We start from the raw sequence: 16659 nt of genomic DNA, 5'->3' as shown, positions 1-16659 counted from the left end.
CCGGCCAGACACAACAGAGGTACCGAGGAAATGGAACTCTCGCGGGCATCGGCGCAATCGATAAAGAATTGCGAAATACCCTCTTATTTGCGGGAGTTGGTATTCAAATCCCGCAAAACATGAAAGAATTCCCGCGGTTGGTAAGCATCCCGGTTTGGTCGCATCGACAGTGCATCGACCTGCCGATCGAAGCTCCGGGTGTCTCTGACCGGCACCAGAGAGAGCCCCGGCAGCCGCCCAGCCGGACAAGGTTCCTCCGCCGATCCGCCGCCCCTAAACCTCAGAGGCGCGGCGCCTCCCCCACACAGTGTAGTCAGCTCAAACATGCTGCTGGCGAATAGGAAAAGGAGATTGATCACATGACCAACAAGCTGAAGTTCTTCTCGCGGGAGTGGTGCGATGCAGCAATCGAGGCGGTCAACGCAAACGAAGCCTTCCGTGCGGGATTGAAGGATCCGTTGACGTTCACCAACAAGATGGAGTTTGGTGTGCTCGGCCGTGACGGCGTGGCAAGCCACCTCGAGTCGAAGGAAGGCAAGATCGTCTCGTGGACGCCGCGCACATTCGACGAGAGTGAACTGTGGATGGTCGTCAACGGCAGCCTCGAGACCTGGCAGACTGCCGCCGCCGGTGACGTTGCAGGGGAAAAGCTGCTGATGACGGGCCAGATCAAGCTCGCCAAGGGTCCGGTGTCCGGGGCAATCGAGAACGCCGCAGCACTCAACGTCTTTCTGCGCACCTGGGGTGAGATCCCCACCGACTGGGACGTGTAGTACCTATCTCGCGTGCGGGACTCGCCTTCCTCCCCCAACCGGCGAGTCCCGCCTGGGATCGATCCGCACACCGAAACCCCCTTCTTGAAAGGTCAATACCATGACAACCGTTGAGCGCGGCAGTTATGCCGTCAGTATGTATGACGGACAAGACGCCAACGGCGTCGCCGGTATCCTTGGGATGCTTCTCGGGCAGAATCTTGAGAAATACCCATCCCGAGTGAAATTTGCACGGAAAATCTCACGGCCTGTAACGGTCTACAGCACGGACACCGAGAGTGCGTGCACGATCATCTTCGGATCCGATGAAGCCATCGTCTACAACGACATCGTCGGAAGGCCGAGTGTCACTGTAATCGCCACCGTCGACCAGATCATCGATGTCTCGCAGTTGCCGATGAAAGCCGGCGGACTGCTTCCGGTGGGCTTCTTCACCAAGCGGGGAATGTCTGTTGTCGGCGCGATTTTCAAGCGCAAACTTGTAGTCAAAGGCTTACTGACCCATACCGTGACAGTCCTGCGGACGATCGCGCTGGTTTCGGTTGTCGGATCATGACTGCGGTCTCGGGCCGCGACCGCCCAGCCAATCACTCCCTCGACGATCGCACTGCCCCCTTCAATCTGCCAGATCTTTACGACGGGAGTGAGGCAGGGGTGGAACCATCACGGACGGCGATGAGTACCAACATTGCTCGCGGCTTGGTGGTACTTGCACTGATTCCCATCAGCGCGTTCTACCTGTACCCCCGCATTTACGATCTGACTGCAACGCCGTACCGGCTGGACCAAACGGTGGTGTCCGCGGACAACTACAATCCCGCACTCGCCCAGATCGTCGAGCACGAGAAGGTCACACTAGCTGCCTTCGACTCACTGGACACGATGAACGCATCACTCGATAGTGTTTTGACCACCGATGCCACCGTAACCGCTGAACTCAACACACTGGTCGCTCAGATCAGCGATGACATGCAGACAACCCTTGATCTCGCCGGCGCAAACGTGAGCGATCTCGTCACGTCGCTCAACACTCTGACCGTGCATATCAACTCACTTCAGGCACCCGTTGACGGTGCCACTGAAGCCATTGCGGGTAACAGCGCCACCCTGGACTCGGTCCTTGCCGATGCACGCTCCACCGCAGAGAAGGTCCACAGCGCCCGTCTGTCGGCGGAAGAGTCCGCTAATGATCTATCTGGAAAGTAGGAGAAGCCAGTGATTTTCTTCGGACGCCGCGGTGGGCCCGCACGGATGGTTCTGTCGATCGTCGCGGTGGGCGTCCTCAGCCTGCTCGCTTTCGTCGTGTTCAACATGAACGTTCGACTCGACAACCAGCGACGTGTCAATGAAACGAGCATCGAAGTCTCTCAAGGGATCGTCGATGTCAATGACCGACTCACCAGCCGATTGCAGCAGTTGACCGAGCTCACCCATACCGCTCAGACCGCGCTCGACGCCACCACGGCGCTTGGGCCGATTCTGACCAAGTTGGACGAGGCCCTGACGCCAGCCGCTCAGATGCTGGCCAGCACCACCGACGGTGCCGAGCTGACCAACGACCAGCTGGTCAACATTCAGGGCATCCTTGGTGAAGTGCAGAACACCGTTCTGCCCCTCGTGGTCTCGGCCGAAGCATTCGGCGATCAAGGCCGGCAACTGCTTGTCATCGTTCAAGGACTGGTCAGCGACCTGCGAGGTTCGGTAGCGGCTGCACAAACCATCAACCAGATGCTTCCGCTCCCCGGCTGATCGATCCCCACTTCCGACCGACTTGTATCCCCCCTCCAGACTGGATTTGACATGCAGCAGGGCAACGAACTATCGCCAGGTGCGAGCCCCCACCGTGGCCTGGCCGGACTTCAGCGATTCGATGTTCCCACATCGGCGCTGCCATACCGAAAAGGCATATTGCCTCAACGACCGGATGTACCGGATACCGTGGCACCTGGCTCCCCTGGGTTCGCTATCGTGACCGAATGGATGGGTCGCCTTGCCGCGGTGGTGGCCGTAGTCCTATTCGCTTTCGTGCTGATGGCCATCCACAAAGGCAAGCTCGTGCAGGACAGCGCGCGCACCGTCGTAGACAACTTCCGGATCACCAATGAATACTTCGCCGAACGAACCGACCTGACAGCTCCGGCGAAGGCACGACAGCAGCTCGATGAATTGGCGGTTGTGCTGGCGCAGCTCAATTCGGCTACCGCAACCGACGTCGACCATTTGGCGGCCCTGCTGCCGGATGCCCGTGCGTTGCTTGCTGCCGGCCAGGGCGATACTGCGATCGCGGGGCAGCTCGAGACTGTCGCCAACACCATGCAGGACTCCGCTACCTCGCTGCACCGTATCTCCGCGGACGCAGATGCCACCGTTTCCGAGGTGAACAACGAGCTCACGGCGGCAATCGATCTCGTCAACCAACTCAACGCGCAACTGACACGAACGACGAACAAACTGACGCTGGTCCCCGAGCAGGGGGCCTTCATTCCTGCACCTGGAGAAAACTGATGGTCACCAAAAAGGCCTGGTTCGGAGTAGTACTGGCACTGGGAGTGGCCCCAGCAGCGCTCCTCTGCGCAGTCAACGGATTCGTTCCCGGAGTCGACGACGTAATCGATCCGCTCGGCCGACCGTCTCAGCTCAGCCTCGAGGTCATCGACTCCGCTGGCCAGTTCGATACTCTGACCTCCATTTTGGTGCCCAAGCATGCACAGTTGGCCTCGGACATCCAGGCCTTGAATCCTCTGGCAACCGACCTGGAGAGCCTCACAGAGAAGGCGGGTGAGCTGTCGGGGCAAACGAAGACACTCAATTCCTCCACCGGTGGTGTCAGCACGATCGCGGCGCCGCTCCCCGACCTCGTTGCGAATGTAACGGGGCGTGCCAACCAAGCGAGTCCTACGGTCGCGGGACTGTCGTCGGCAGTCGGCTCGGTCACTACCCAATTGGAGGCGGTAAATCAGGGGCTGACCACGATCGAAGGCTCCCTCGGTGTCCTCGGGCCGAAAGCATCCGCGATTGCCGCGACTTTGTCGAATATCGAGGAAGAGGCTCGGCACGTTCAAGAGTTCGGGCCACTTCTGGCCGTTATCGGTCCGCCGGTCAACTCGTTGAACCTTCCCCCAATCGGCATCCCGCCCACCTCGAACCCGTAACGCTCGGAAGTGGTCAGACCCTGATCACAAAACGAGTGAAAGGCAGAACACAAAAATGTTTCGGCTCTCCTGGGCGATCGCCCTCGCCTTCACCATTGCACTCATGTGTGGCATTTTGATCGTCACACGAGACCTGAGCGGAACCAATGACATCTTCAAAGATGGTGTCGTGCAGGCCCAAACGGTGGATCGAACCACCGACGACGCACTCGCCGGGGCGAAGGAGCTGCCGCCGGCGAATGACGCCATCAACACGGGGTTCCCGCAGGTAGTGGGCGTCCTCGACTCGCTGACGCAAGCCGACCACACCCTCGGCGATCTCGGCACACAACTGCAAGAACTCAGCGAGGCACTGAAATCGGCAGACGCCCCGCTCGTCGGAATCATCGATGCTGGCGCGTCTGCAGCCGAACAGGCAAATGCCGCAGCGGTTCCAGCAGAGCATGTCGTGTATACCCTCGCGGACGCCAATGCGAAAGTCCAGGCACTCGCTCCGCTGCTGGACCAGTCCCTCTCGCTCGGGCAGTTGATCGACTCGAAAATGCGGATCTCACTGTTGTTGCCGGTGATCGGCAACTGACAATGACAACGCCGACCCTGATCGCAGTCGATCGGTGGATCTGCGAGGAGTCTTGGTAGTCTCGGAGAACACTGGTCCCTGAGCTACTTGCCAGGCGGGATCCATTGGGTCGCCGCCGGGCACCCCGGGGGCTCGACCTACCGCATTCGCACTCGCGGAGGAGATTTCGATGATCTTCATCGGAGACACCTGCGCCGAGGACCCATCCCGATGTGCACCTGATATATGGCGACAGTCTTCCGGTTGGCGGGCGGGTTACCACCCGAAGGTCGGCCGGTATCCGGGGACAGCCCGAGATGTTGGCCACTCGTCCCTCGGCCCGCTACCTGACCAGAATCGCCCGTTCGCTGCCGACTCCGAACAAGTCAAAGCGATCAAAGTTCCCGATACCGCCCACCAGAACCGGATCTGGTGGGCGTAGCCCTCATACCAACGCCGCTCCTCGCTGTGCGAGTACGACCCCACAATATTGGACGCGTTCGACACCCTTCATTACCAACCAATCAGGGCCGTGGGTAACCGCAGGGCACTGGGTAACCGCCTCGTCGGAATCCTCCACGGATATTCACTACACCGCACCCCTTACAACGAATACACAGCCTGGGCAAACCCCTCATGAACTCGAGCCCACACTGCCCGGCTGCCGGGTAGAACCCGCTTACAAAATGCACGAAGTAGCGACGGAGACGCATATGGATACCTTCGACCAGGCTCTGCTGGACCACGTCATACGGTGGTGCACTTACGGCGGTGGGGACGAGCACATCTTGCCGGAGTTCGGATTGACACCAGAAGCCTTCTATCGTCGAGTTCTTACGATCGTTGAGAGTCGCGCTCAACTCGACTTTGCGGCCAAACGCTACCTGCTGGCGTACTGCTCGGAGAAGTTGGCTGCGTGCGCTGAAAGAAAGCCCCGTTCACTCGCGTTCCAATACGGGTCACCCGCGACTACCGAGACCGCAGCCCACCCATGAAATCTGGCACAGGATTGTTTGATCGCGGGAAGCAGCGAGTTTCGCTGATGGGCTCCGTTCCGCGTGACCAAGTTGCACTCGCCGGGTCTACCACCACGGCGAGAACCCGGCTGTGGGAGTTACACACCGGCGCAACAGCGCCTGGTCGCCCGAGGCACTTCTGAGGTCGAGGCGCCACTGGAGATCTGAAGACAGCTGGCATCGGTCGTTAGCAGGCGAACCTGTAGTTCGCCTCTATGAGTCCGCGACGCCGGCCGCAATGATCTCGAAGCCATCGAACGGCCGGGCCAGAATCGGATCGCCAACTTCGCCTGCCCTTCATACCCGCGGCACTTGAGCGAGGCCATTCCGGTGAATTCGCTGAACAACTAGTCGATTTCGTGACGAGTCGCGTTCGGCTCCGTGTAGTTGGTGGGCTGTCTGCCTCAGTAGCTCCGCCTTGGGGCCTTTGATCGTGGTGCCGTTTCCGGATTACTGCTGACGATTACCAGAGCCGACCCCACCCCGCTAGAAGTCGTCGATGGTGACATTGACAACCATTGCACTATGCGGCTCTCGCCCCCGAGCAGTACCGGTCCTGTTGTCCGTGGCGATGCGCAAGTGGATCTGGCGCAATTTCCGTAATGCCGCTTGGCGTGTCACAGACTTGTATCGACAAGGTCGGGTGAGGACTCTCCGGGTGCGCTGAAGACGGTGTGCGGGTCCTACTCCCCCATCTTGCAAGTATCGATGTTGTCGGTGGTTGGCGAGTCGGATCGACGATCCGAATCCAGGCCTGTTCCCGAGGTGACCGAGCGTAACTCAACGGATTCGGCTACAGCTCGGACTTCTTTGCAACCCTCAGTTCGCAAGCCACACACGGCTACACCCCCAGATCACCCAACGACTAACGGTCTGTGACGCCTTCTGCGCGAGCAGCGGCGGCGACTGCCTCCGCGACAGCGGGAGCGACGCGAGGATCGAGCGGGCTGGGAACGATCTTGTCCACAGCCAGCTCGTCACCGACGACCGAGAGGATTGCCTCGGCGGCGGCGAGCTTCATACCTTCGGTGATCCGGCGGGCACCGGCATCGAGCGCACCCCGGAACACCCCGGGGAAGGCGAGCACGTTGTTGATCTGGTTCGGGAAATCCGAGCGTCCGGTGGCGACGATCGCCGCGTGCTTACGGGCGATGTCGGGGTGGATCTCCGGGTCCGGGTTCGACAACGCGAACACGATCGAACCCTCCGCCATCGTCGCGATCAGCTCCTCCGGCACGGTGCCCGCGGACACCCCGAGGAACACATCCGCCCCGTCAAGGGCTTCGACGATGCCGCCGCGGCGGCCGGCCGGGTTGGTGCGCGCGGCCAGATCCACCTTGACCTCGTTCAGGTCCTGGCGATCCTTGGAGACGATGCCCTTCGAATCGAGCACCGTCACATCGGCGATCCCCGCGGCGAGCAGAATGTTCGCGCAGGCCACACCGGCGGCGCCGGCACCGGAGATGACCACCCGCAACTGATGGATGTCGCGGTCCTGGACGGTGACCGCACCCTTGAGCGCGGCCAGGACGACGATGGCGGTGCCGTGCTGGTCGTCGTGCATGACCGGGCAGTCCAGGGCCTCGATGACCCGCTTTTCGATCTCGAAGCAGCGCGGCGCGGAGATGTCCTCCAAGTTGACCGCACCGAAGCTCGGGCGCAGCCGGATCAGGGTTTCGACGATCTCGTCGGGGTCCTTGGTGTCGAGGACCAGCGGGATCGAGTTCAGGCCCGCGAAGTTCTTGAACAGGGCGGACTTGCCCTCCATCACGGGAAGCGAGGCACGCGGGCCGATGTCCCCGAGGCCGAGTACCGCGGAGCCGTCGGAGACGACGACCACCAGGCGGCTGGTCCAGGTGTAACGATCGGCAAGGGTCTCGTCTACATGGATCGCGCGGGAGACCTGCGCGACGCCGGGCGTGTAGGCAATGGACAGATCCCGCTGGGTATCGAGCCGGGCGGTCAGTTCGACGGACAACTTGCCCCCGAGATGTCCGGCGAAGATCTCCTCGTCGGTCAGCTCGACCTTCTGCGGTGTGGTGAATTCGGAGACGATGGACACGATGGACACTCCTACGCTATTGAGCGGTTTGAGGCCGCAACTCGTCGGCTTATGGGTTGCTCCACACCGTCACACCAAGTCAGAGGACCGTGCATAGCAAGTAGCGCAGTGGAGGACAGCCCGGTTGCCCTTCCATATCTTGAGAGGGGTTGCGACCCGGATCGGATTCTTGCGGTGCATCTGCGTTCGCTTGCTCACCGTTGTCAGGCGATATCGGGGATAGTAATGTACGGACATGTTTTCGCACAATGACCAGACATTTAATTTGCGGCGAAGGCCGCCCACGTCTCCGGTACTTCGCGGCGAAACACGTGAGGCATGCCCGAGTCTGATTCCAAAGGGTCCGGCGCCTGCCGAGACCCGCAAAAATCCGGGGGCGCCCACGCCGCCGCACTCAGCCAACAGAAGGAGGAACCGATGACCTTTCAAGACGGACAAGGTTTCGAGTTGCGCCCGTTGACTTCGGTGTGGGACTGGCAGCTTCAGGCACAATGCCGCTCGATGGACGCTCGACTCTTCTTTCCTGACGACGGAGTGAGCCGAACTACTCGCAAATCGCTCGAACGACTGGCGAAGGCGGTATGCCGACGCTGCCCCGTTCAGCGCGACTGCAGAAATCACGCTTTAGAAGCAAATGAGACCTACGGAGTTTGGGGTGGTACGTCTGAGTCGGAACGCCGCTACTTCGAGCCTGTGCCAAGGCGGTTACAGCGAAGTAGCCCAGTAGCGCGACTACGAATCTTGCCTCGGCATAAACCGCCAGGGTGGCGTAGCGCCAGTTCCACGACGACCCCGCACGTCGATCAAATTCGGACTGCCACCACGCAAGGACGCTCGGCACCACATCTCGCCCCTGGAACGGGCGGACGGGCCGAAACCGACGATGTTCGAATCGAGTCGGCACCAGCATAGGTTCCACGAGTCTCTGCGCGTAATAGTCGAATTCACCACCTCACGATGAAAGCCGAACTGAGCAGTCAAATGAACAGCGTAATCCTAACGTTGCTCTGCGTCCGGGCGAGGACACCACTGCGCTCGCACGGGCCCTGTCCACGGCACACCGCATCCTGGTAGAGAGACGCGCAGATCTCCACGTCGAACAATCTTCGATCGCAGGCAGTGTGCGCCCAGGTCGTTCTCGATTCGTGACGGCGAGTCGTCGCAACGGTGTCGGTCCAGGCGAGCCCGCACGCACTGTCGATATGCCCCTCTCCGAGTTTCCGCCTACCGGTCGATGCACCCGATGGCTCTCGTGCGGCCGGTGGTCCACAAACGACTGGTCGACGATGCTGCCGACACTGGAGTTCTTGTCGCGATATCCGACGAAAAAGGCCAACTTCAATGGGTGGAAGGAGACCCTGCGGCGAAGGCCCGGGCTTTCCAGATGAACTTCGCGGAGGGCACGAACTGGAGTGAAGACAACGCGGGCACCAATGCGCCCGGAACGTCACTTGCGCTCGATCACTATGTGCAAATCTTCGGCGCCGAGCATTACAGCCGCGCCGCGCATGATTGGAGTTGCGCGGCCGCCCCTGTTCATGACCCTTCAACAGGGATGACCATCGGATCCATTGACATCTCGGGAGGACCACGAGTCGCCGAACCAGAGGTGCTGTCGCTTGTTCGCGAAACCGTCGCTGCCGCCGAATCCGAACTGCGACTGCGACTGCGACTGCGACTGACGCACCCTCCCCCGATTTGACAGCCACTAGGGCCCCAACGCATACAACTGTCCCGCAGACACGCGGCGATACTGCTGTTGCTCTCGGAGCACCCTGAAGGATTGACAGGCGATCAACTCATGGCCTTGCTCGACGAACGGAGCCTCGATGCCATTACAGTCTTCTTCTTGATTGGCGGCTCGTCGAAGCATTCATTGGCAGTCTTTGTCACCTACCGAGACCATGGACTGCTCGTCGCGACGAACCGCAGGTGAGTCGAGGAGGGGATCATCGCCCAGGGTCGGCAAGGAATTCACCCAGCCGGCCTGGACCCTGCGGGCGTACCAGCCGCCGATACAGCGGACTCGGTCGCCGCTCTGGCGTCAAATGCCACTGCGGGCCAGTGCATGGACCCGATTCCATGGGTTCATGCACTGGTTGTCTGCGATGCGTCGACGAAGCTATTGGCGGGCACGCGACCGATCGGGAGGTCATATGGTTGACGACGATCACGATTGCCATCGCGTCGGACCGAACTCGCTGGCAAGTACGTTGTTCGCAGCCCACAGCACCTGGTTGCACCGGCACAGCTCGCAGCTCCACGTTTCTCATCAGTGATCGACTCGGCCTGTCGGATCCAGTTCCGCAGCACCGGTTGAACATTCACTGTCATGTCAGTCGGCGAAGTCCGTTCGGATCCGACGCCCGTTATTACCGGATTGCACGCTCACACAGCCCCGCGCAAACGTCCTCGCCTGCACGAGGCCCTTCATCCGTCTCCCCGCCCCCAAACCTGGTTCGGAGGCATACGGAGTAGTGGAGGAGACCCAGACGAGAAGGGCCCGTGCCGGTTCTTCGAGGTCCATCGAATGGTTCCCGTCCAACTCGATTCAACGGACGCCCTCACAATGAACTGCTGGCGCGGCGCCCTTCCCCGCTTCGCCCTGTCAGCCAGCCTGGCTAACCGACAGACATTGCCTCGACATCGGCCGTGGTGATGGCCTTACCATCGATGCCCCAGTCACCACTCTTGACTTCCTCGATGATGACCCAGGTCACCGGGCGCATGCCCTCACCTTCGATGCTGACCATTACGTCAGTAGAGAGTCCGCACGATGTTGGCGTTCTGCTCCGAATCAAAGACGCCCTCAATCACATTGACCTTGACAAACGGCATCTTTTCTCTCTCTCTGTTCAGTGCTCGGTCGGTAGCACTCTTCTTCGAGCGAGGAAGGGTGGCATCTTCTCCGCGCGAAGAAGGTGAAAGTAGGGTATGTAGACCAGTCTGTCTATGTCAAACACCACTCCGCGATTCGCCCCCCCCCGATCGCGGGTTCTGCACCCGGACCACGCACCGGCCGACAGGGTGACCTCGATCAAAGATGCTTCGAACCGGACCATCTATCACGCACCTATCGCTGTGATCCGAGCTGAACCTTCGCTGGCCACAACCGGCAAGGACGCCATGGAGGGACGCGGCCTGCCTGTTTTGCGGCGACAGCGGCCCTCCAGAAGGCCTTGTCAAGATTTACCCGACTGGAGTAATGTACGGACATCTCGATCACCATTGACCGGACATTCAAAGAAGGGTCGGCAGCTATGGATCGCTTCGGCGCACGCTACAGAGAAACCATGGGATCATAGTGCGAGAGAAGGCGAAACTGGCGCTCGAGTAGCCTCGCAACGCTGACGTGTCCAGGCCCTAAGAAGCATGATTCCATGCGAGGTCCGCCACTTGTCATCGCCCAGAGATCCGACGTGTGCAGTTGCCATATCCCGAGCGGGCGATTAGAGGTATGCATTCGCGGTTGGTAGATCCGGAAGGCGACGGATCGCCCGAGGTAAACAGCGACTCTCGGACTGCACCCTCACGGGATTGCAAACTGTCCGCAAATCACTTGGCGCACAATGCAATCAAATTGACCCCACGGCTCCGCGTCAACCGACGCCGGCCAAGCGTTTCCCGACTGGGAACTTTTGAACTTTGTGCTTCTTGTCCGACTGTCCATTAATCTGCATGAAGCCTCTACCTCAATATGCATCGGCAACCCTCGTCAAAAGCTAAATCTGATGTAGGCCCGCCCCCGCTTGGTCAGCGCACTAGCCGGGGTGTCCGGCCCGTACCGCGGTCCGCCCCGATGACCCCCAAATCCCGACTCATCACGAGTAGGCGAACCCGAAAGGATACACATCGATGAGCTCCACAGAGCAGGCGTCCCACACGACGTACCTAGACGCCTATCGCGAAAGCATCGTCGACCCGGAGAAGTTCTGGCTCGATGCTGCGCGAGCCGTGGACTGGGATTCTGCGCCCACCAAAGCTCTCGACGATTCGGCCGCACCGATCTATCGCTGGTTTCCGGATGCTTCGCTGAACACCAGCTTTAATGCCCTCGATCGGCATGTGCGCGACGGCCGCGGCGATCAAATCGCCCTGATCTTCGACTCCGCGATGGTCCCCACCAAAACGATGTACACGTACTCGGAACTGCTCGAGCAGGTCTCGCTGTTCGCTGGCGTTTTGAAAGGTCAGGGTGTGGTGGCGGGTGATCGCGTCATCATCTATATGCCGATGATCCCCGAGGCCGCGATCGCGATGCTCGCGTGTGCGCGTATCGGCGCTGTGCATTCGGTAGTGTTCGGCGGCTTCGCCGCCAAGGAACTTGCCACGCGCATCGACGACGCCCGCCCGGTAGTGCTGGTGACGGCGTCCGGCGGCCTCGAGCCCGCACGAACCATCGAGTACCTGCCGATGGTCGAGAAGGCCCTGCAACTGTCCGCAACTCCCGCCCACACGGTAATCGTGAAGAACCGTGAGCAGATTCCCGGCACAGCCGCTGATTACAAGTCGAGTGCCGCAGCCTGGTTCGACTGGGACGACCTGATCGCAGACGCTACGCCCGCGGATCCCGTGTCGGTGGCAGCGACGGACCCGCTCTACATCCTCTACACCTCCGGCACGACCGGTAAGCCCAAGGGTGTCGTCCGGGACAACGGTGGCCATGCCGTCGCCCTGACGTGGACGATGAAGAACCTCTACGACATCAGCCCCGGCCAGGTGTGGTGGACTGCGTCCGACGTCGGTTGGGTAGTCGGCCATTCCTACATCGTCTACGGCCCCTTGCTCGCCGGAGCTACCACGGTCATGTACGAGGGCAAGCCTGTCGGTACTCCCGATGCCGGTGCATTCTGGCGGATCATTTCCGACTACAAGGTGTCGGCACTCTTTACCGCTCCTACCGCAATCCGTGCCGTCCGCAAGGCCGACCCGAATGCGGAAGAGCTTTCCAAGTACGATATTTCCTCGCTCGACACGCTCTTCGCCGCTGGCGAGCGCTTGGATCCGGACACGTACGAGTGGGCAACCCGGGCACTCGATCGCCCGGTGATCGATCACTGGTGGCAGACCGAAACCGGTTGGGCCATCTGCGCAAACCTGCGCGGTCTCGAACCCATGGAAATCAAGGCGGGTTCACCCTCGGTCGCATGTCCTGGATATCGCGTCGAAATCGTCGATGGCGAGGGCAAACTCGTCGGACCGGGCACCGAGGGCAACATCGTGATCGGCCTTCCGCTTCCTCCCGGCACACTCGCCGGACTGTGGCGCGACGAGGACAGGTACATTAAATCCTACCTATCGACATTCGAGGGTTACTACCTCACCGGCGACTCCGGATTCATCGACGAGGACAACTACGTCTTCGTTCTCGGGCGCAGCGACGACGTGATCAATGTGGCCGGACACCGTCTTTCGACGGGAAGCATGGAGGCGGTGGTCGCGGGGCACCCGGCCGTCGCCGAATGCGCCGTCATAGGCATTCACGACGAACTCAAAGGCCAACGGCCCAGCGGATACGTCGTGCTCAAATCCGGCGTGAGCATAGATCCGGAAACACTGCGAGAGGAACTAGTGGCCCGCGTTCGCGATCAGATCGGCGCAGTCGCAACCTTCCGTGACGTGACCATTGTGTCGGCACTTCCGAAGACTCGTTCAGGCAAAATCTTACGAAAAACCATGCGCCAGATCGCCGACAACGAAAAGTACACAGTGCCGTCAACCATCGAAGACGCCACCGTGCTGGACGACCTGTCAAAACTCCTCCGCGGATAACGCTTGCACGTGCCCTTCCCGGGGCGCGCGACGGTCGTGGAGGAGCGTGTGCCTCCCGTACGCTGCGCGCCGGATCATCGACTCCGGGGGGGTTAGTCCCGCCGGAGTCGATCCCCCATCCCGCCCTGGTTCTGTCCCTCACTGATCGAGAACCTGAGCGTGCGCTGGGCAGCGGAAGGGCAATCTCGTGCCCACGAAACGCTGTGTACCCGAGCAGAGGGGAAAAGGCCTGCGCCGTTGTGCTGTCGAGGCAGCAACACATTGAAGCGGGGCAGCGGGTACGGCTGGATTGATTGGGCTTTCAGGTATGTAAAGAGGGTGAACACGACGAATCTGCGCCCAACACACCTCGACTCGCCCGCCCGCTTAAGAAGCGGTTTAGGTCGTCGTCCCTAGGGCATCGAGGTCAAATCCTGGAAAGAGGGTGATCATCGAGCGCCCTGTCGACCTCCTCGACAACACTTCTCTGCTGTGTCAGTACCTTTAAGAGAGTCGACGAGTTTCGGCAGACTGATCTCGGCGGCGATGCAGCCGGGCACCCATGCAGGTGCGATATCGCCTCGCCGCAGATCACCACAACCTCCGGTCAGGACGGCTGCGCTCATCCTCATCGAGGTCGGCGACGGTTTTGGACGGAAACGATGTCTCCAAATCTGCCGCATCTCTTTGATTCTTCGCCGCCTTCAGTCCGGGTTCGAGCACCGCTCGCCAAGACCCGGCCTTGCAAGGAAGGCCGACACCCACCGGTGCCAAATACCAGACAGAATCCGTCGACGGCAGGCGGGCGGTTGCCTCATCGGCCCTCGCAGCGATTCCCGCTCGATCACCCTCCAGGTCGGTGACCTGGTCCGCGATCTCGCAAAAGTCGCGTCCAGACCTATCGAGGACGGGGTCGTCCACACTGCCACCGCGGCCAAATTATCTGATAGCCAAGAGTTCTCCATTGCAATCCGATATCCGTCAAAAACGATCGCTGCAACGACAGCACTCGGTTTGGTAATCCCGCGAATCGACGGAATGCCGGGTGAACGGGTAATCAGGAAGGCAAGACCGCGGGTCTGCGGCATCGACGATGTCGCTCAACATCGCTGGCCGGATCTGAAATCTGCTAGCCATGGCTCTCACGCGGTGCCCGATGCGTCAACGAGCGCTGGCACTTATGGGACGTGTCCGATAGGTGCCGTTGCAGTACGTAGACGCGGTCCTCTTTATATGAGGACCGTGCCTAGAGTTGGTGATGGCTATTTCAGTTCGGCGAGGACGGTGCCCTGGGTGATGGCGGCGCCGGGTTCGACGGCGAGGCCGGTGACGACGCCGGCCTTGTGGGCGTTGACGGGGTTTTCCATTTTCATGGCCTCGAGGACGGCGATGAGGTCGCCCTCGGCGACTTGTTGGCCTTCTTCGACGGCGACCTTGACGACGGTGCCCTGCATGGGGGCGGTGACGGCGTCACCGGAGGCGGCGCCGCCGTGGGCGCCGCCGCGGGTGCGGGCCTTGGGCTTCTTGCGGACCGCCCCGGGTGCGGCACCGCCGCCGGTGCCGAGGGTGAACTGGCCGGGCAGGGACACCTCGACGCGGCGGCCGCCGACCTCGACGACGACGTTCTGCCGGGGCAGGGACTCGTCCTCGTCGATCGGCTGGGTGCCGGTGAACGGTTCGATCTGGTTGTTCCAGTCGGTTTCGATCCACTTGGTGTAGACGTCGAATGAGGTGCCGTCGCCGATGAAGGCGGGGTCGGAGACGATGGCCCGGTGGAACGGGATGACCGTGGCGAGTCCTTCGACCTGGAATTCGGCGAGGGCGCGGCGGGCGCGGGCCAGGGCCTCGTCGCGGGTGGCGCCGGTGACGATGAGTTTGGCGAGCATGGAGTCGAACTGGCCGCCGATCACCGAGCCGGTTTCGACGCCGGAGTCCATCCGGACGCCGGGGCCGGTGGGGGGCACGAACTTGGTGACCGGGCCGGGGGCGGGCAGGAAGCCGCGGCCGGCGTCCTCGCCGTTGATGCGGAATTCGAAGGCGTGGCCGCGGGGGGTGGGGTCCTCGGTGAGGTCGAGGTGTTCGCCGTTGGCGATCTTGAACTGTTGCAGGACCAGGTCGATGCCGGCGGTTTCCTCGGTGACGGGGTGTTCGACCTGCAGGCGGGTGTTGACCTCGAGGAAGGAGACGGTGTCGCCCTGGACGAGGTATTCGACGGTGCCGGCGCCGTAGTAGCCGGCCTCTTTGCAGATGGCCTTGGCGGAGGTGTGGATGCGGTGGCGTTGGTCGTCGGTGAGGAACGGGGCGGGGGCCTCCTCGACGAGTTTCTGGAAGCGGCGTTGCAGGGAGCAGTCGCGGGTGCCGGCGACGATGACGTTGCCGTGCTGGTCGGCGATGACCTGGGCTTCGACGTGGCGGGCCTTGTCCAGATACTGTTCGACGAAGCATTCGCCGCGGCCGAACGCGGCGACGGCCTCGCGGGTGGCGGAGTCGAACAGTTCGGGGATTTCCTCGATGGTGTGGGCGACCTTCATGCCGCGGCCGCCGCCGCCGAACGCGGCCTTGATGGCGACGGGGACCCCGTATTCCTGGGCGAAGGCGATGACCTCGTCGGCGTTGCGGACGGGGTCCTTGGTGCCGGCGGCCATCGGGGCCTTGGCTTTTTCGGCGATGTGCCGGGCGGTGACCTTGTCGCCGAGGTCGCGGATCGATTGCGGGGAGGGGCCGATCCAGATCAGGCCGGCGTCGAGCACGGCCTGGGCGAAGTCGGCGTTCTCGGAGAGGAAGCCGTAGCCGGGGTGGATGGCGTCGGCGCCGGACTTGGTGGCGGCGTCCAAGATTTTGTCGAACACCAGGTAGGACTCGGCGGAGGTCTGCCCGCCGAGGGCGAATGCTTCGTCGGCCAGGCGCACGAACGGGGCGTCGGCGTCGGGTTCGGCGTAGACGGCGACGCTGGCCAGGCCGGCATCGGCGGCGGCCCGGATCACCCGCACTGCAATCTCACCGCGGTTCGCGACGAGCACCTTGGAAATACGTGCACTACTCATCGAAATGTCTTCCCTTTTCTACAGTTTCAGTAGCCTGCGTTGACCAGGACGGCAGCGGCGGCTACTTGCCGACGCAGAATGAGGGCGGGAGTGCCCCACGAATCGTTATCGGACGCGGGCGCTTCCGCCGCGGAACCGGACGAGGCGATCGCAGCGAACACTGCGAGCACCGCGGCGATGTCGGTGTCGCTCGGGTTGCCCGTGAACGTCACGGCCGGCGCCGCCGGCGGCTCTTCGGCGATGTCGGCGTCCAGCGCGATCTCGTCGAGCACCTCGTCAACCGCCAATTCTGCGGTCAAGGT

At 61.6% G+C, this 16659-nt stretch carries 13 protein-coding genes and 2 pseudogenes; 10 read left to right on the top strand and 5 right to left on the bottom strand.

Features of this window, described 5'->3' with window-relative positions; genetic code table 11:
• The first annotated feature begins 359 nt into the window (after positions 1 to 359).
• The 7 genes from RHA1_RS39840 to RHA1_RS39810 all read left to right on the top strand — a co-directional run bounded on the left by RHA1_RS39840 (position 360) and on the right by RHA1_RS39810 (position 4505).
• Positions 360 to 773 (top strand): hypothetical protein, encoded by a 414-nt coding sequence (locus tag RHA1_RS39840; protein ID WP_011599658.1) that lies wholly within the window; start codon positions 360 to 362, stop codon positions 771 to 773.
• A gap of 100 nt (positions 774 to 873) precedes the next feature.
• Complete coding sequence (locus tag RHA1_RS39835; RefSeq protein WP_011599657.1) at positions 874 to 1329, top strand: hypothetical protein; 456 nt, start codon at positions 874 to 876, stop codon at positions 1327 to 1329.
• Positions 1326 to 1979 (top strand): Mce/MlaD family protein, encoded by a 654-nt coding sequence (locus RHA1_RS39830; RefSeq protein ID WP_050787589.1) that lies wholly within the window; start codon positions 1326 to 1328, stop codon positions 1977 to 1979. The genes RHA1_RS39835 and RHA1_RS39830 overlap by 4 nt, the downstream gene beginning before the upstream one ends.
• 9 nt (positions 1980 to 1988) lie before the next feature.
• Positions 1989 to 2522 carry a hypothetical protein gene (locus tag RHA1_RS39825; RefSeq protein ID WP_011599655.1) on the top strand — a complete coding sequence of 178 codons (534 nt, stop codon included), beginning with the start codon at positions 1989 to 1991 and terminating at the stop codon, positions 2520 to 2522.
• Positions 2523 to 2573: 51 nt separating this feature from the next.
• A complete protein-coding gene (locus tag RHA1_RS39820) occupies positions 2574 to 3278 on the top strand; it encodes a hypothetical protein (protein ID WP_011599654.1) in 705 nt (234 codons plus the stop codon).
• Positions 3278 to 3925 carry a hypothetical protein gene (locus RHA1_RS39815; RefSeq protein WP_011599653.1) on the top strand — a complete coding sequence of 216 codons (648 nt, stop codon included), beginning with the start codon at positions 3278 to 3280 and terminating at the stop codon, positions 3923 to 3925. The genes RHA1_RS39820 and RHA1_RS39815 overlap by 1 nt, the downstream gene beginning before the upstream one ends.
• A gap of 55 nt (positions 3926 to 3980) precedes the next feature.
• Positions 3981 to 4505, top strand: a complete 525-nt coding sequence (locus RHA1_RS39810; RefSeq protein WP_011599652.1) for a hypothetical protein — start codon at positions 3981 to 3983, stop codon at positions 4503 to 4505.
• Positions 4506 to 6365: 1860 nt separating this feature from the next.
• On the opposite strand, the gene RHA1_RS39800 is transcribed toward RHA1_RS39810, so the two are convergent.
• Complete coding sequence (locus RHA1_RS39800) at positions 6366 to 7562, bottom strand: NAD(P)-dependent malic enzyme (protein ID WP_011599650.1); 1197 nt, start codon at positions 7560 to 7562, stop codon at positions 6366 to 6368.
• Between the two features lie 318 nt (positions 7563 to 7880).
• Here RHA1_RS39800 and RHA1_RS53055 point away from each other — a divergent pair, with 318 nt between their 5' ends.
• Positions 7881 to 8474 carry a WhiB family transcriptional regulator gene (locus RHA1_RS53055; RefSeq protein WP_337505339.1) on the top strand — a complete coding sequence of 198 codons (594 nt, stop codon included), beginning with the start codon at positions 7881 to 7883 and terminating at the stop codon, positions 8472 to 8474.
• Between the two features lie 331 nt (positions 8475 to 8805).
• A complete protein-coding gene (locus RHA1_RS45040; RefSeq protein WP_193384956.1) occupies positions 8806 to 9264 on the top strand; it encodes a sigma-54-dependent transcriptional regulator family protein in 459 nt (152 codons plus the stop codon).
• Between the two features lie 919 nt (positions 9265 to 10183).
• Here RHA1_RS45040 and RHA1_RS39785 read toward each other — a convergent pair.
• Positions 10184 to 10400: pseudogene (locus RHA1_RS39785) on the bottom strand (tautomerase family protein).
• Positions 10401 to 11417: 1017 nt separating this feature from the next.
• Between RHA1_RS39785 and RHA1_RS39780 the strand changes: the two are divergent.
• The gene (locus RHA1_RS39780; protein ID WP_011599645.1) at positions 11418 to 13334 is read left to right on the top strand and encodes a propionyl-CoA synthetase; all 1917 of its coding nucleotides are present in this window, start codon (positions 11418 to 11420) and stop codon (positions 13332 to 13334) included.
• 409 nt (positions 13335 to 13743) lie between these two features.
• On the opposite strand, the pseudogene RHA1_RS53820 reads toward RHA1_RS39780, so the two are convergent.
• The 3 genes and pseudogenes from RHA1_RS53820 to RHA1_RS39770 all read right to left on the bottom strand — a co-directional run.
• Positions 13744 to 13873: pseudogene (locus RHA1_RS53820) on the bottom strand (IS110 family transposase); the annotation flags it as partial.
• 702 nt (positions 13874 to 14575) lie between these two features.
• Positions 14576 to 16357 (bottom strand): acetyl/propionyl/methylcrotonyl-CoA carboxylase subunit alpha, encoded by a 1782-nt coding sequence (locus tag RHA1_RS39775; RefSeq protein WP_011599643.1) that lies wholly within the window; start codon positions 16355 to 16357, stop codon positions 14576 to 14578.
• 26 nt (positions 16358 to 16383) lie between these two features.
• Positions 16384 to 16656, bottom strand: a complete 273-nt coding sequence (locus RHA1_RS39770) for an acyl-CoA carboxylase epsilon subunit (RefSeq protein WP_237726922.1) — start codon at positions 16654 to 16656, stop codon at positions 16384 to 16386.
• Positions 16657 to 16659: the final 3 nt, after the last annotated feature.

This window comes from Rhodococcus jostii RHA1 (assembly GCF_000014565.1).
GTDB lineage: Bacteria > Actinomycetota > Actinomycetes > Mycobacteriales > Mycobacteriaceae > Rhodococcus_F > Rhodococcus_F jostii_A.
This window is presented reverse-complemented; position numbering and strand designations above follow the sequence as displayed.

Coding starts and splice junctions, on each gene's coding strand:
- RHA1_RS39830 (WP_050787589.1), top strand. CDS start 1,326: ATGACTGCGGTCTCGGGCCGCGACCGCCCAGCCAATCACTCCCTCGAC.
- RHA1_RS39835 (WP_011599657.1), top strand. CDS start 874: ATGACAACCGTTGAGCGCGGCAGTTATGCCGTCAGTATGTATGACGGA.
- RHA1_RS39775 (WP_011599643.1), bottom strand. CDS start 16,357: ATGAGTAGTGCACGTATTTCCAAGGTGCTCGTCGCGAACCGCGGTGAG.
- RHA1_RS39815 (WP_011599653.1), top strand. CDS start 3,278: ATGGTCACCAAAAAGGCCTGGTTCGGAGTAGTACTGGCACTGGGAGTG.
- RHA1_RS45040 (WP_193384956.1), top strand. CDS start 8,806: ATGGCTCTCGTGCGGCCGGTGGTCCACAAACGACTGGTCGACGATGCT.
- RHA1_RS39810 (WP_011599652.1), top strand. CDS start 3,981: ATGTTTCGGCTCTCCTGGGCGATCGCCCTCGCCTTCACCATTGCACTC.
- RHA1_RS39780 (WP_011599645.1), top strand. CDS start 11,418: ATGAGCTCCACAGAGCAGGCGTCCCACACGACGTACCTAGACGCCTAT.
- RHA1_RS39820 (WP_011599654.1), top strand. CDS start 2,574: ATGCAGCAGGGCAACGAACTATCGCCAGGTGCGAGCCCCCACCGTGGC.
- RHA1_RS53055 (WP_337505339.1), top strand. CDS start 7,881: ATGCCCGAGTCTGATTCCAAAGGGTCCGGCGCCTGCCGAGACCCGCAA.
- RHA1_RS39840 (WP_011599658.1), top strand. CDS start 360: ATGACCAACAAGCTGAAGTTCTTCTCGCGGGAGTGGTGCGATGCAGCA.